Source organism: Mesorhizobium sp. M4A.F.Ca.ET.020.02.1.1 (assembly GCF_004022645.1).
Lineage (GTDB): Bacteria > Pseudomonadota > Alphaproteobacteria > Rhizobiales > Rhizobiaceae > Mesorhizobium.
Window position 1 is genome coordinate 1 of sequence record NZ_RZOI01000106.1, and the last position, 11,945, is coordinate 11,945.

Consider the following 11,945-nt stretch of genomic DNA (forward strand, 5'->3'; position numbering starts at 1 on the left):
CTATCTCAACATCCACCAGATCGTCGCCGCCTGCGAGATCACCGGCGCGGACGCGGTGCATCCGGGCTATGGTTTCCTGTCGGAGAACGCCAAGTTCGCCGACATCCTGGCCGCTCACAACATCACCTTCATCGGCCCGTCCGGCGACCATATCCGCGTCATGGGCGACAAGATCGAGGCCAAGCGCACCGCAAAACGCCTGGGCATCCCGGTCGTGCCGGGCTCCGACGGCGCGATCAGCGAAGAGAAGGAAGCCAAGCGCGTCGCCGCCGAGATCGGCTACCCCGTGATCATCAAGGCTTCGGCCGGTGGTGGCGGGCGCGGCATGAAGGTGGCGCGCAGCGAGGCCGACCTCGAGATCGCCCTGCAGACGGCGCGCTCGGAAGCCGGCGCCGCCTTCGGCGACGATGCCGTCTATATCGAGAAATACCTGGAGAAGCCGCGCCATATCGAACTGCAGGTGTTCGGCGACGGCGCCGGCCGCGGCGTCCATTTCGGCGAGCGCGACTGCTCGCTGCAGCGCCGTCACCAGAAGGTCTGGGAAGAGGCGAATTCGCCCGCGCTCAATGCCGAGGAACGCGCGCGCATCGGCGGCATCTGCGCCAAGGCCGTCGCCGATCTCGGCTATTCCGGCGCGGGCACCATCGAATTCCTCTACGAGGACGGCGAGTTCTATTTCATCGAGATGAACACCCGCCTGCAGGTCGAGCACCCGGTGACGGAAGCGATCACCGGCATCGACCTGGTGCACGAGCAGATCCGTGTCGCCTCCGGCGGCGGCCTTTCGGTCAGGCAGGAGGACATCAAGTTCAACGGCCACGCCATCGAATGCCGCATCAATGCCGAGGACCCGCGCACCTTCACCCCCTCGCCGGGCACGATCACCCATTTCCACACGCCGGGCGGGCTGGGCATCCGCGTCGATTCCGGCGTCTATTCCGGCTACAAGATCCCGCCCTATTACGACAGCCTGATCGGCAAGCTGATCGTGCACGGCCGCAACCGCGTCGAGTGTATGATGCGGCTGCGCCGAGCGCTGGACGAATTCGTCGTCGACGGCATCAAGACGACGCTGCCGCTGTTCCGCGACCTAGTCGGCAACCCCGACATCGCCAATGGCGACTACGACATCCACTGGCTGGAAAAATATCTGGCTAAAGAGGAATAGCCGCTGAACTTGCAGTTATAATGCCGCGATGACCCGTCCCTATGCGCCCGGCTATCGCATCCCGACCGACCTCTTGCTGAAGGCCTATGCCTCGGGCGTCTTCCCGATGGCCGAAAGCGCCAGCGATCCGGAAGTGTTCTGGGTGCGGCCGGAGACGCGTGGCATCATCCCGCTGGACAGGTTTCATACACCGCGCAGCCTGAAGAAGACGATCCGCAGACACCCCTTCGACATCCGCTATGATTTCGATTTCGAGGCGACAATCGACGGCTGCGCCGAGAGACGCGAGGAGCGCCGCTCGACCTGGATCAACGCGCCGATCCGCGAGGCTTACGTCGAACTCTATCGCCTCGGCCATTGCCATTCGGTCGAGGCCTGGCGCGAGGATCGGCTGGTCGGGGGCCTTTACGGCGTCTCGCTGGGGCGCGTCTTCTTCGGCGAAAGTATGTTCGCCAGGGAAACGGACGCCTCCAAGACCTGTCTTTATCACCTGGTCGAGCGCTTGAAGGCGCGCGGTTTCGCGCTGCTCGACACCCAGTTCACCACCGAGCACCTCAAGCGCTTCGGCGCCGTCGACGTGCCGCGCGGCCAGTATGAGAAGATGCTGGCCGAGGCCTTGAAGAGCGAAGCCATCTTCTCGCCATGAGGCCGTAGCGATCAGCCTTTTGCTGAAGCCTCTATCGGCGTTTGCGCATGGAACATCATCTTCCAGCCATTGGTTCGATGCACGTAGCCGGTGCTGACCAGCGCGTTGTAGATTTCGCCATTCTCGCGCGTCGCGTGCGCCTCGTAGGTCAGCATGACAATGTCGCTGCCGGGTTCGACCATGCCCTTTAGGTCGATGTCGAGATCGCGCCAGCGACGTGGCTTGCTGGCGGTTTTAGCCAGATCGGCATTGCTGATCGCATGCGCCATCTCCGGAAAGGCCACGAGGCATTCGGCATCGGCGTTGGCCGCATAGTAGGCCGCATCGCCGGTCCAGAATCCCCTTTCGAGGTCAAGCAATTCCTTCTTGCTGACCGTCATGTGCTTGGTTGCTGACATCGCAAGATCCTCCATGCGCAACAGTGCGCAATCGCTCTTTTGCCAACGTGTGGCGAACGAAGCGGTTCCCCGATTCTGCTGTTGGATCAGTTGGCCTCGCCGCTATCCGGCTCGGTCGCAGCCGGAGCGGCGGCGGCCTTCGGCTTGGACGTATCGACCTGTGACGCACCGGTCTTGGCGGCCTCGGGCGGCGGCACGTCCGACTTCTGCTTGCAACCCTTCAGCCAGACGTCATAGACGGCGTGCTCGACGGCGTTGAGGCCGGGGCTCTCGGCGAACATCCAGCCGGTGAAGATGCGGCGGATCTTGCGGTCGAGCGTGATCTCATCGACCTCGACGAAGGAATCGGTCTTCGGCTCCTCCGTCTCCGGCCGCGAATAGCAGATGCGCGGCGTCACCTGCAAAGCGCCGAACTGCACCGTCTCGTCGATATAGACATCGAAGGTGATGATCCGGCCGGTGATTTTGTCGATGCCGGCGAACTCGGCGACCGGATTGGTGATGCGCTCGGCAGCCACCGGCGCCGCCGGCGTCTGCGCAGCGGCAACCGTCACCGTGCAGGCGGCGACAGCGGCTGTTGCCGCGGCCGCGGCGCCCAACGAGATTCGGCTGAAGATGCTCATGCGGGATACCGGTGGTTGCGCCCGGAGTGATTCTTGCTCGCCCAAGGCTAGTCGCCGTTTTCAGATCAGCAAGCAGCTAAACGTCAATTGTGGCGACAAAGGACCGATCAGCACCTCGGCCGCCGATTACGAGCCGGGCGTCCAGGCGTCGTAGTCGCCGGTCACTTGCGGGCGGTGCTGGTTGGTCAGCACCGAGCCCTGCGGACGGTAGGCCGCAGGGCTGCCGGTGAGATTCGGCAAATGCGGCTTCTGCCATTCGCGCGGACGATAGTCGTCGCTCGGCGGCGCCACATCGACGCGATGATGAATCCAGCCGTGCCAGCCCGGCGGGATCTTCGAGGCTTCCGAATAGTCCCGGTAGATGACCCAGCGACGGGTGCGGCCTTCTGAATCGATGCCGCCCTCGTAATAGACGTTGCCGGCTTCGTCCTGGCCGACCTTCCTGCCGTGGCGCCATGTGTGGAACCGCGTTCCCAGCGTCTGGCTGTTCCACCAGGTGAAAAACTGCGTAAGGAAAGCTTTCATCCAAGTCCTCGCGGCGGCAGCGGCTGCGCCTTTCTCCTGCTTATGGCGTCACGCAATCGCGAAGGCAAGGGTTTTGCCGTGGGGCGCAATGTAAATGGTTCGTGCGCTAAATCGATACAGCCGCGCGGATAGCGGCAGCCCTGCTTGCCAAGCAGTTCCTGTCTTTCTAAAGCTCTGCTCGCCCGGCAACGGGCGCCTGGCCTGGTGCCCGGCCAAGGGAGGTGAAGATTCAAGACCTGTCCGCCAGTGGCCGGATCAGCGCCGACGCCATTCGCCGCCGCAAGGGCGGCGTGCCGATCGTCTGCCTGACCGCCTATACCTATCCTGTCGCCCGATTGCTCGATCCCCACGTCGACCTGCTTCTGGTCGGCGACAGTGTCGCCATGGTGCTGCACGGCCACAAGACCACGCTTGGCGCATCCCTGGAGATGATGATCGCGCACGGTCAGGCGGTGATGCGCGGCTCCGACAGGGCTTGCGTGGTCGTCGACATGCCTGCCGGCAGCTATGAGACGTCGGTGGCTGAGGCCGTCGCCTCGGCGCGGCGCATTGTCGAGGAGACGGGCTGCCAGGCGGTCAAGCTCGAGGGCGGCGTCGACATGGTCGGGCAGATCGCCGCGATCGTGGCCGGCGGCATCCCGGTCATGGGCCATATCGGCCTGCAGCCGCAATCGGTGGAAAAGGACGGCGGCTACAAGATCAAGGGCCGGACCGAAGACAATGTGGCCGCCCTGTTCCGCGACGCCGAAGCGGTGGAAAAGGCCGGCGCCTTTTCCGTGGTCATCGAGGGCACCGTCGAGAGCGTCGCGGCTGATCTTACCCGCGCCATCGCCATCCCCACCATCGGCATTGGCGCCAGCCGCGATTGCGACGGCCAAATCCTGGTCATCGACGACATGGTCGGCCTGACCGTCGACCGCGTGCCGAAATTCGTCAAGGAATATGCCAGCCTGCGCGATGTCGTCTCGGACGCTGCCGCCCGCTACGCGGCGGAGGTGCGCGACCGCGCGTTTCCCGGCCCGGACCACGTCTTTGCCGCCACACCCGATAAGGACAAGGTATGAGTCGACCGATCGTCGCCGAAACGGTTTCCGCCCTTCGCGCGCAAATCCGCGACTGGCGGCGCGAGGGCCTCGGCATCGCCATGGTGCCGACCATGGGCGCGCTGCATGACGGCCATATCTCGCTGGTCAGGATGGCGCTCGAAAAGGCCGAGCGCTGCGTCGTCTCGATCTTCGTCAATCCGGCGCAGTTCGCCCCGACCGAGGATCTCGACAAATATCCGCGCCAGCTTGCCCGCGACCTCGAACGGCTGGCCGAAGCCGGCGCGCATCTCGTCTTCACGCCAGGCGTCGCGGAGATGTACCCGGCCGGCTTCGCCACCAGGATTTCGGTCGGCGGCCCCTCCTCCGGCCTGGAATCGGATTTCAGGCCTAGCTTCTTCGACGGTGTCGCCACCGTCGTGGCCAAGCTCTTCCTGCAAGCGGCTCCCGACTATGCGATCTTCGGCGAGAAGGACTATCAGCAGCTTTGCGTCGTCAGGCAGCTTTGCCGCGACCTCGACCTGCCCGTCGCCATCGTCGGCGCACCGACCGTGCGCGATGCGGATGGCCTCGCCATGTCCTCGCGCAACGCCTATCTCGGCGACAGGGAACTCGCAGTCGCGCGCAAGCTCAACGCGATCCTGCGCCGGGCGGCGGCGGCGCTCGCGGCCGGCGCCGAGGAAGCCGGCACGACCGCGGATGCCCGTCAGGCGCTTGTCGAGGCAGGCTTCCGGAAGGTCGACTATGTCGCGGCGCGTGAAAGCCTGACGCTCGCCCCCTGGCGGCGCGACCGCGACGGCCGCGTGCTCGCGGCCGTCTGGCTCGGCACGACCAGGCTGATCGATAATGTGGAGATTCCTGCCGTCATGTCGCCGCCCTGACTGCGCGCGGTCAGACCTTTCGCCCGCGCCGCTGTCTCCCGCGCTGACTATCGGAGGGGCTTCTCGAAAACCAGCGCCGGCAGCCCGGAACCGCCGCCGCAATCCTTGGTTTCGCCGGCGGCCACAAATCCCTGTGACCGGTAGAAGGCGATCGCCCCCGCGTTGGCTTCCTCCACCTCGAGGCGCAGCCTGTTCGCTTCCGGAAAGCTGGCCTCGACCTCATCGAGCAGCGCCTTGCCGATCCCTTGCCGCTGGCAGGACGGGTGCACATAAAGCTGGTTCAACAGGACGATCTTCGGGTCGGTAGTGGCGGCGGCGAATGCCATGCCGCCGAGTCGCCTGCCGTCGTCGGCGACCAGGAATTCGGAGTCCGGCCGCGTCAGCCGGGCCTTGAGCGAGGCGATCGAATGCCATTCGTCGGTGAGCGCCCCGACCGGCTCGGCGCCGTAAATGGCGTCATACGTCGCGTGCCACGTCTCGACCAGCAGCGCGCGGATCGCAACAAGATCGCGCTCGCTGGCGGTACGGACGAACATCGCTTTATTCGATTCCGAACTTGGCCTTGACGAGGTCGTTGACCGCCTGCGGATTGGCCTTGCCGCCGGTCGCCTTCATCACCTGGCCGACAAACCAGCCGGCCATGGTCGGCTTGGCGCGGGCCTGGTCGGCCTTGTCCGGATTGGCGGCGATTACCTCATCCACCGCCTTCTCGATGGCGCCGGTGTCGGTGACCTGCTTCATGCCGCGGCTTTCGACGAGCTGGCGCGGATCGCCGCCCTCGTTCCAGACGATCTCGAACAGGTCCTTGGCGATCTTGCCGGAGATCGTGCCTTCCTTGATCAGATCGATGACGGCGCCGAGTTGCTCGGGCGAAACTGGAGCATTTTCAATGTCCTTGCCGGCCTTGTTGAGAGCGCCAAGCAGATCGTTGATCACCCAGTTGGCGGCGAGCTTGCCGTCGCGGCCGGAGGCCACCTTCTCGAAATAGTCGGCGATCGGCTTTTCGGACACCAGGATCGAGGCGTCATAGGTCGTCAGGCCGAGCGCCGCGATCAACCGCGCCTTCTTGTTGTCGGGCAGTTCCGGCAGATCCTTGGCCAGCGCGTCGACATAGGCCTGGTCGAACTCCAGCGGCAGAAGGTCCGGGTCGGGGAAATAGCGGTAGTCATGTGCCTCTTCCTTGGAGCGCATCGAGCGCGTCTCGCCCTTGTTGGGGTCGAACAGCCGCGTCTCCTGGTCGATCGTGCCGCCATCCTCGATGACGGCGATCTGCCGGCGCGCCTCGTATTCGATAGCCTGGCCGATGAAGCGGATCGAGTTGACGTTCTTGATCTCGCAGCGCGTGCCGAATGCGCCGCCCGGCCTGCGCACCGAGACGTTGACGTCGGCGCGCAGCGAGCCTTCGTCCATGTTGCCGTCGCAGGTGCCGAGATAGCGCACGATGGTGCGCAGCTTGGTCACATAGGCCTTGGCCTCGTCGGCCGAGCGCATATCCGGCTTGGAGACGATCTCCATCAGCGCCACGCCGGAACGGTTGAGGTCGACATAGGACATGGTCGGATGCTGGTCGTGCATCGACTTGCCGGCGTCCTGTTCCAGATGCAGCCGCTCGATGCCGACCTCGATGTCCTCGAACTCGCCCTGGCGGTCCGGGCCGACCGAGACGATGACCTTGCCCTCGCCGACGATCGGCTGCTTGAACTGCGAAATCTGGTAGCCCTGCGGCAGGTCCGGATAGAAATAGTTCTTCCGGTCGAAAACCGACTTGTGGTTGATCTCGGCCTTCAGGCCAAGGCCGGTGCGGATCGCCTGCTTGACGCATTCCTCGTTGATGACGGGCAGCATGCCGGGCATCGCCGCGTCGACCAGGCTGACATTGGCGTTGGGTGCCGCGCCGAACGAGGTCGACGCCCCGGAAAACAGCTTCGCCTCCGAGGTCACCTGGGCATGCACTTCGAGACCGATGATGACTTCCCAGTCGCCGGTGGCGCCGGGGATCAGTCGTTTTGCGTCGGGGGTGCGGGTATCGATGATGCTCATGGTGGCCTGCGCTTGTGGCTCGCGAGAATTGCGATTTTCGCGAATTTGGGTGTTGGCCTTCGCTAGTGCAAACCGCCCGGCGAGACAAGCGCAAAGCCGCGCGCTGGCCTTTTCGGCCGCTTTCGCCTATAGGACGTCCATCCAATGGAGAGTGGATGTCCACTTACGCTCAGTCCCGGTAAGGCCCTGACCTCGTAGCGAGGCAGGGCGACAAAACCTGAAACCCCGTGCCGCGAAATCTCGCGGCGGCGGCTTTTGTTGTTTTCCCGGGAATTCTGCAGATGGATATCTCGCGCATTGAACAGCGCATCCTGCACCTGCTCGCTCAGGGCGGGCGCATCGAAATCAAAAAGAATGACAGTAGGAAGATCGCTTCGGTCCAATGCCTGACCCGCGACGGCTGGCGCTACCCAGGCGTTGATCTCGAGCTGCTTCGAAAACTGAAGCGGAAGAAGGCGGTTTCCTCGTCGGGTGGCGGGCCTTACCGCATCACCAGGCGCGGGCTCGAACTCGTCCGCGCCGAACTCGACAACAGGTAGAGGCGTTCGCGCCTCAAAATCCGCCGGCCGGCAGCGGCCGGCGGTTCTCGCCACGTTTGCTAGGCGGTGGCGATATAGGCCCTGATCTCCTCGGCCTCGCGCTCGACATCCTCGATGCGACGCTTGACGACGTCGCCGATCGACACGATGCCGTAGAGCAGGCCATCCTTTTCCACCGGCAGATGGCGGAAGCGACCCTTGGTCATGATCTCCATCACCTCGTTGACGGTGTGGTTCTCGTTGCAGATCTTCACCTTCGGCGTCATCGCCGAACGTACCGCGATGTCGAGCGCCGCGGCACCTTCCTTGGCCAGCACGCGCACGATGTCGCGCTCGGAGAGGATGCCGACGATCTTATGGTCGCCATTGGTGATGACCAGCGCGCCGATCCTGTGTTCGGTCAGGATGCGGATGGCCTCGCTCAGCTTTTCGTTCGGCCCGAGCGTCAACACGTCATGGCCCTTCTTCTCGAGAATTGCCTTAACAGTCATGGCGTCCTCCTCAGCTTGTTGCTTGCCGGTTCCTGCCCTGACCGGCATTCACGTTCCGGTGAACATGGTGCGCCGTGATTGTTTGCATTTCAAGTGCGGCGCGGCTCACTCCAGCGGCTGGCGGCGGTCGAAAGCGCGCACGCCGAAGAAGCCGGCGACAAAGCCGCCAATATGCGCCTCCCAGGCGATCTGTCCGTCGACGCCTGGAGCAAAGCCTATCAGGCCGGTGACGAGGTTGATCACCATCCAGACACCAAGGAAAGTGACGACGCCGCGCGAGCGGAACACCTCCGTCATCGGCAAGGGCGCGCCGGCAAAGGCGCCTCTGCCCGACGAACGGTCGATGCGGAAGGCGAAGCGCGCCGCCGCCCCCATCATGCCGGAAATCGCGCCCGAAGCGCCGACCAGCGGCGCCTCGCCGAGCGGGTGCAGGACATAGAACAATGCCACCGCCGCAAGCCCCGTCACCGCAAAGAACAGCGCGAAGCGAAGCGCGCCGAATCGGTTCGCCAGCGGCGAGCCGAACGCCGCCAGCCACACCATGTTGATCAGGAGATGCGCCCAGCCGCCATGCAGGAACGCATAGGTGAAGGGGCTGGTGAAGGCATAAACCTCGAGGTCATAACGGCCGGAATGGCGGATCGGGATGAACGCCGCCCGCACCAGCAGGGCGAAATCCTGGTCGTCGGTCAGTAGGTAGACGCGCACCAGGTGAACGGCAATGCAGATGCCGATCACCGCCAGCACCACCGACGGCAGGTTGAACACCGGTTCGCGGCGCGGTTCCGGCGCATCGTCCTGCTGTTCGATTTCCGAAGGGCTAACCGGCTCGCTCATTGACAAAGCATCCTGGGATTCGATCGGCGAGCTTTAGAGCAAGGGCGCCCGGGTTGAAACAATTCTGTTTCCCAAAGCGTGCGGCCGCAGCCTCGCCGTCATTTGCTAAGAACCAGAAGGGAGACAAAGTGGAAATGCTCTGGCGTTCGCGAAACTCGCAACGCGCGTTCTCGGAAGCAGCAAGACCCCTCCCTAGAATGCGGCCGATTTCAAAGGGGTCTCCACATGATCAAGCATATCCTCTCGTTGGCTCTCGCCGCCGGCGTCGCAGCTTGGTCTCCGAGACGCTGACAAGCGCCCCAACCGGCCGGCAAGCAATCCAGTCGACCAACGTGTTCGTCGATGCCAATGGCATCGTCTATTCGCCGGACTACAATGCCGGGCTGGCGACCATGGAATATGACAGGTGACAAAGGCGACTATCACCCTCCGCCCCCAGCGCACCGCCATCAGCCCGAAGCTCACGCACCTTGCCACAAGCCGCCTCAGCCATCGCCGTCTCCGTTACCGGCATCGAAAAGTCCTTCGGGCCGACACGCGCGCTCGCTGGCGCCGACCTTGACGTCGCCCCCGGCGAGGTCGTGGCGCTGATGGGCGCCAACGGCGCCGGCAAATCGACCTTGGTGAAGATTCTGTCGGGTTCGTACACGCCCGATGCGGGCACGATCATGCTGGACGGCAGGGCCGTTGCCTTCGCCTCGCCCAGCGCCGCCAAGGCCGCCGGCATCGCGACGGTGCATCAGGCAACCGACCAGGCGGGTGCTCCCGGGCTGACGGTCGCCGAGAATCTTGTGCTCGACGAGCTTTGCAGCCCGGGCGGGCGTTTTCTCGTCTCGAACAGGTCGATCCGCAAGCGCGCGAAGGAGATCGCGGCACTGATCGATCTCGACCTGGCGCTCGACCGCGACTTCATCGACCTTCGCCCGGCGGAGCGGCAATTGATTGCAATCGCCCGTGCCGTCGCCGCGAGCGCCTCCGTCCTGATCCTCGATGAGCCGACATCGAGCCTTTCGACCACCGAAGCCGAGCGGCTGTTCGCCGTCATCCGGCGGTTGCGCGCAAGCGGCATGGCGGTGCTCTACATATCGCACCGGCTCGGCGATCTCGCCGCGATCGCCGACCGCGCCGTCGTAATGCGCGGCGGCCGCATCGTCGGCGCCTTTGCCAGGCCGATCGACTTCCCGGCGGCGGTGGCCGCAATGATCGGCCGCCCGCTGGAAGCTGCCACCCGTCGCGACAAGGCGTCGACCGCGCCGGTGATCCTGTCGATCAAGGGTGCCAGGCTGGTCGCTGGCGCCGAGCCCTTCGACCTCGATCTCCGCTCGGGCGAGGTCGTCGCCATCATCGGCACGCTTGGTTCCGGCAAGAGCCGGCTGCTGCGCGCGCTGTTTGGCCTCGAAATCCTTGCCGAAGGCAATTTCGAGATCGACGGAAAACCCTGGCTTTCGAACGGGCCAGGACAGTCGATCCAGAAGGGCGTCTTCATGGCCGCCGAGGATCGCTGGCAATCATCGCTGCTGCCTTCGGAAGTTCCCGGCGCCACCATCGCCGGCACCATCGCCCTGCCGCATCTCAGCCGCTGGTTTCCAGGCGGCCTGCTCAGGACCCAGCGCGAGCGAAAGGTTTCCGCCGAGGCGATAGTGCGGCTTGGCATCAAGGCGCGCGGACCGGACGACACGTTGGACGAACTTTCCGGCGGCAACCAGCAGAAGGTCGTGCTCGCCCGCTGGCAGGCGGCACCCTGCCGGCTGCTCTTGCTCGACGAACCGTTCCAAGGCGTCGATGTCGGCGCGCGCGCCGACCTGATCGCCGCCATCCGCGGCAGCCAGAGCGGCTCGGCGACCCTGATCGCGACCAGCGATGCCGAGGAAGCGCTGGAGGTTGCCGACCGCATCCTCGTCATGCGCAACCATTCCCTTCATACGGCCGAAGACGGCCATGGCTCGCTCACCGACCGGATCAACAAGGTCGAGGGAGAGGAGACCGCCGGAGACCCGAGATGACCGAACTGACCACAACGCATGCCGCGCCACGTCCTTCGCTTCTGCGCGATATCCGCCGATACGCGCTCTTCGTGCTGCTTGCCCTGATGGTCATCGGCTTCTGGCATGTGCAGCCCGCCTTCATCCGCTCGGCCAATCTGTTCTCGATCCTGCAGGCGGTTTCGGTGGTCGCCATCCTCGGCGTTGGCGTGTCGATCACCATGGCGGCGGATGGATTCGATCTTTCGGTCGGTAGCGTCGCCGCCTCCTCGGTGATGGCGGCGAGCTATGCCATGGTCGTCTGGCAGATGGACGCCGCCGGGACGATCGCGCTGGTGCTGCTGATGGGCGCCTTGATCGGCCTGGCCAACGGACTGCTGATTGTGCGCGTCGGCGTCCCGGATCTTCTCGCCACGCTCGCGACCATGTTCCTGCTCGCTGGCCTGCAGCTGATCCCGACTGGCGGCCGCTCGATCACCGCCGGCATGGTGCTTCCCGACGGCTCGACGGTGCCCGGCGCCTACGATCCGGCTTTCCTGATTCTCGGGCGCTCGCGGCTCTTCGACCTGGTTCCGATGTCGGTCGTGGTGATGGCGGTCGTCGCGTTCCTTGCCTGGTTCTTGATGGAGCGCACGCGCTGGGGCCGCGTCTTTTACGCCATCGGCGGCAACGAGACGGCCGCGCATCTTTCCGGCGCGCCGACCAAGGCCTACCGCCTCTCGGCCTATGTCATTTCGGGCGCGCTGGCATCGCTCGGCGGGCTCATCGTCGC

The 11,945-nt window shown here is 64.7% G+C and carries 15 protein-coding genes; 8 read left to right on the top strand and 7 right to left on the bottom strand.

All coding sequences use genetic code 11. The annotated features are described in order from the left end of the window. Nucleotides 1-1,168 (top strand): acetyl-CoA carboxylase biotin carboxylase subunit (locus EN742_RS09975; protein ID WP_148670063.1); only part of this gene is annotated, 1,168 nt, incomplete at its 5' end. Nucleotides 1,169-1,196: 28 nt separating this feature from the next. Continuing rightward, nucleotides 1,197-1,814 carry a leucyl/phenylalanyl-tRNA--protein transferase gene (aat, locus tag EN742_RS09980; protein WP_126054371.1) on the top strand — a complete coding sequence of 206 codons (618 nt, stop codon included), beginning with the start codon at nt 1,197-1,199 and terminating at the stop codon, nt 1,812-1,814. 11 nt (nt 1,815-1,825) lie between these two features. On the opposite strand, the gene EN742_RS09985 is transcribed toward aat, so the two are convergent. The 3 genes from EN742_RS09985 to EN742_RS09995 form a co-directional block, all read right to left on the bottom strand. Then, nucleotides 1,826-2,212: a hypothetical protein gene (locus tag EN742_RS09985; protein ID WP_126054370.1), complete on the bottom strand. Its 387-nt coding sequence runs from the start codon at nt 2,210-2,212 to the stop codon at nt 1,826-1,828. Between the two features lie 86 nt (nt 2,213-2,298). After that, the gene (locus tag EN742_RS09990) at nt 2,299-2,835 is read right to left on the bottom strand and encodes a DUF2155 domain-containing protein (protein WP_126054369.1); all 537 of its coding nucleotides are present in this window, start codon (nt 2,833-2,835) and stop codon (nt 2,299-2,301) included. A gap of 126 nt (nt 2,836-2,961) precedes the next feature. Beyond that, nucleotides 2,962-3,360, bottom strand: a complete 399-nt coding sequence (locus EN742_RS09995) for an NADH:ubiquinone oxidoreductase subunit NDUFA12 (RefSeq protein ID WP_126054368.1) — start codon at nt 3,358-3,360, stop codon at nt 2,962-2,964. Between the two features lie 221 nt (nt 3,361-3,581). Between EN742_RS09995 and panB the strand changes: the two genes are divergently transcribed. Together panB and panC are read left to right on the top strand one after the other, a co-directional pair. Continuing rightward, entirely contained in the window at nt 3,582-4,424 is an 843-nt protein-coding gene (panB, locus tag EN742_RS10000) for a 3-methyl-2-oxobutanoate hydroxymethyltransferase (protein ID WP_126054367.1), read from the top strand. Beyond that, nucleotides 4,421-5,284 (top strand): pantoate--beta-alanine ligase, encoded by an 864-nt coding sequence (gene panC / locus EN742_RS10005; RefSeq protein WP_128332740.1) that lies wholly within the window; start codon nt 4,421-4,423, stop codon nt 5,282-5,284. The genes panB and panC overlap by 4 nt, the downstream gene beginning before the upstream one ends. Nucleotides 5,285-5,331: 47 nt before the next feature. Here panC and EN742_RS10010 read toward each other — a convergent pair whose 3' ends face one another. Together EN742_RS10010 and gatB are read right to left on the bottom strand one after the other, a co-directional pair. After that, entirely contained in the window at nt 5,332-5,820 is a 489-nt protein-coding gene (locus tag EN742_RS10010; protein ID WP_127407739.1) for a GNAT family N-acetyltransferase, read from the bottom strand. Between the two features lie 4 nt (nt 5,821-5,824). Beyond that, nucleotides 5,825-7,324 carry an Asp-tRNA(Asn)/Glu-tRNA(Gln) amidotransferase subunit GatB gene (gene gatB, locus EN742_RS10015; protein WP_128332741.1) on the bottom strand — a complete coding sequence of 500 codons (1,500 nt, stop codon included), beginning with the start codon at nt 7,322-7,324 and terminating at the stop codon, nt 5,825-5,827. A 281-nt stretch (nt 7,325-7,605) separates the two neighbouring features. On the opposite strand from gatB, the gene EN742_RS10025 reads away from it, so the two are divergent. After that, a complete protein-coding gene (locus EN742_RS10025; RefSeq protein WP_127407736.1) occupies nt 7,606-7,863 on the top strand; it encodes a YjhX family toxin in 258 nt (85 codons plus the stop codon). 59 nt (nt 7,864-7,922) lie between these two features. On the opposite strand, the gene EN742_RS10030 is transcribed toward EN742_RS10025, so the two are convergent. Both EN742_RS10030 and EN742_RS10035 read right to left on the bottom strand, forming a co-directional pair. Further along, nucleotides 7,923-8,354 carry a CBS domain-containing protein gene (locus tag EN742_RS10030; protein ID WP_126054363.1) on the bottom strand — a complete coding sequence of 144 codons (432 nt, stop codon included), beginning with the start codon at nt 8,352-8,354 and terminating at the stop codon, nt 7,923-7,925. 105 nt (nt 8,355-8,459) lie between these two features. Then, a complete protein-coding gene (locus tag EN742_RS10035; protein ID WP_128332742.1) occupies nt 8,460-9,191 on the bottom strand; it encodes a rhomboid family intramembrane serine protease in 732 nt (243 codons plus the stop codon). Nucleotides 9,192-9,463: 272 nt separating this feature from the next. Here EN742_RS10035 and EN742_RS38035 point away from each other — a divergent pair, with 272 nt between their 5' ends. The 3 genes from EN742_RS38035 to EN742_RS10045 form a co-directional block, all read left to right on the top strand. Further along, entirely contained in the window at nt 9,464-9,601 is a 138-nt protein-coding gene (locus EN742_RS38035) for a hypothetical protein (protein WP_189363206.1), read from the top strand. Between the two features lie 60 nt (nt 9,602-9,661). Then, nucleotides 9,662-11,194, top strand: coding sequence for a sugar ABC transporter ATP-binding protein (locus tag EN742_RS10040; RefSeq protein ID WP_128332743.1), 1,533 nt, complete (start codon nt 9,662-9,664; stop codon nt 11,192-11,194). Continuing rightward, nucleotides 11,191-11,945 (top strand): ABC transporter permease (locus tag EN742_RS10045; protein WP_148670064.1); only part of this gene is annotated, 755 nt, incomplete at its 3' end. The genes EN742_RS10040 and EN742_RS10045, both read left to right, overlap by 4 nt.

Excerpts from the sequence above, each read along its gene's own strand:
- aat (WP_126054371.1), top strand. The coding sequence starts at position 1,197 with ATGACCCGTCCCTATGCGCCCGGCTATCGCATCCCGACCGACCTCTTG.
- EN742_RS09985 (WP_126054370.1), bottom strand. The coding sequence starts at position 2,212 with ATGTCAGCAACCAAGCACATGACGGTCAGCAAGAAGGAATTGCTTGAC.
- EN742_RS09990 (WP_126054369.1), bottom strand. The coding sequence starts at position 2,835 with ATGAGCATCTTCAGCCGAATCTCGTTGGGCGCCGCGGCCGCGGCAACA.
- EN742_RS09995 (WP_126054368.1), bottom strand. The coding sequence starts at position 3,360 with ATGAAAGCTTTCCTTACGCAGTTTTTCACCTGGTGGAACAGCCAGACG.
- panC (WP_128332740.1), top strand. The coding sequence starts at position 4,421 with ATGAGTCGACCGATCGTCGCCGAAACGGTTTCCGCCCTTCGCGCGCAA.
- EN742_RS10010 (WP_127407739.1), bottom strand. The coding sequence starts at position 5,820 with ATGTTCGTCCGTACCGCCAGCGAGCGCGATCTTGTTGCGATCCGCGCG.
- gatB (WP_128332741.1), bottom strand. The coding sequence starts at position 7,324 with ATGAGCATCATCGATACCCGCACCCCCGACGCAAAACGACTGATCCCC.
- EN742_RS10025 (WP_127407736.1), top strand. The coding sequence starts at position 7,606 with ATGGATATCTCGCGCATTGAACAGCGCATCCTGCACCTGCTCGCTCAG.
- EN742_RS10030 (WP_126054363.1), bottom strand. The coding sequence starts at position 8,354 with ATGACTGTTAAGGCAATTCTCGAGAAGAAGGGCCATGACGTGTTGACG.
- EN742_RS10035 (WP_128332742.1), bottom strand. The coding sequence starts at position 9,191 with ATGAGCGAGCCGGTTAGCCCTTCGGAAATCGAACAGCAGGACGATGCG.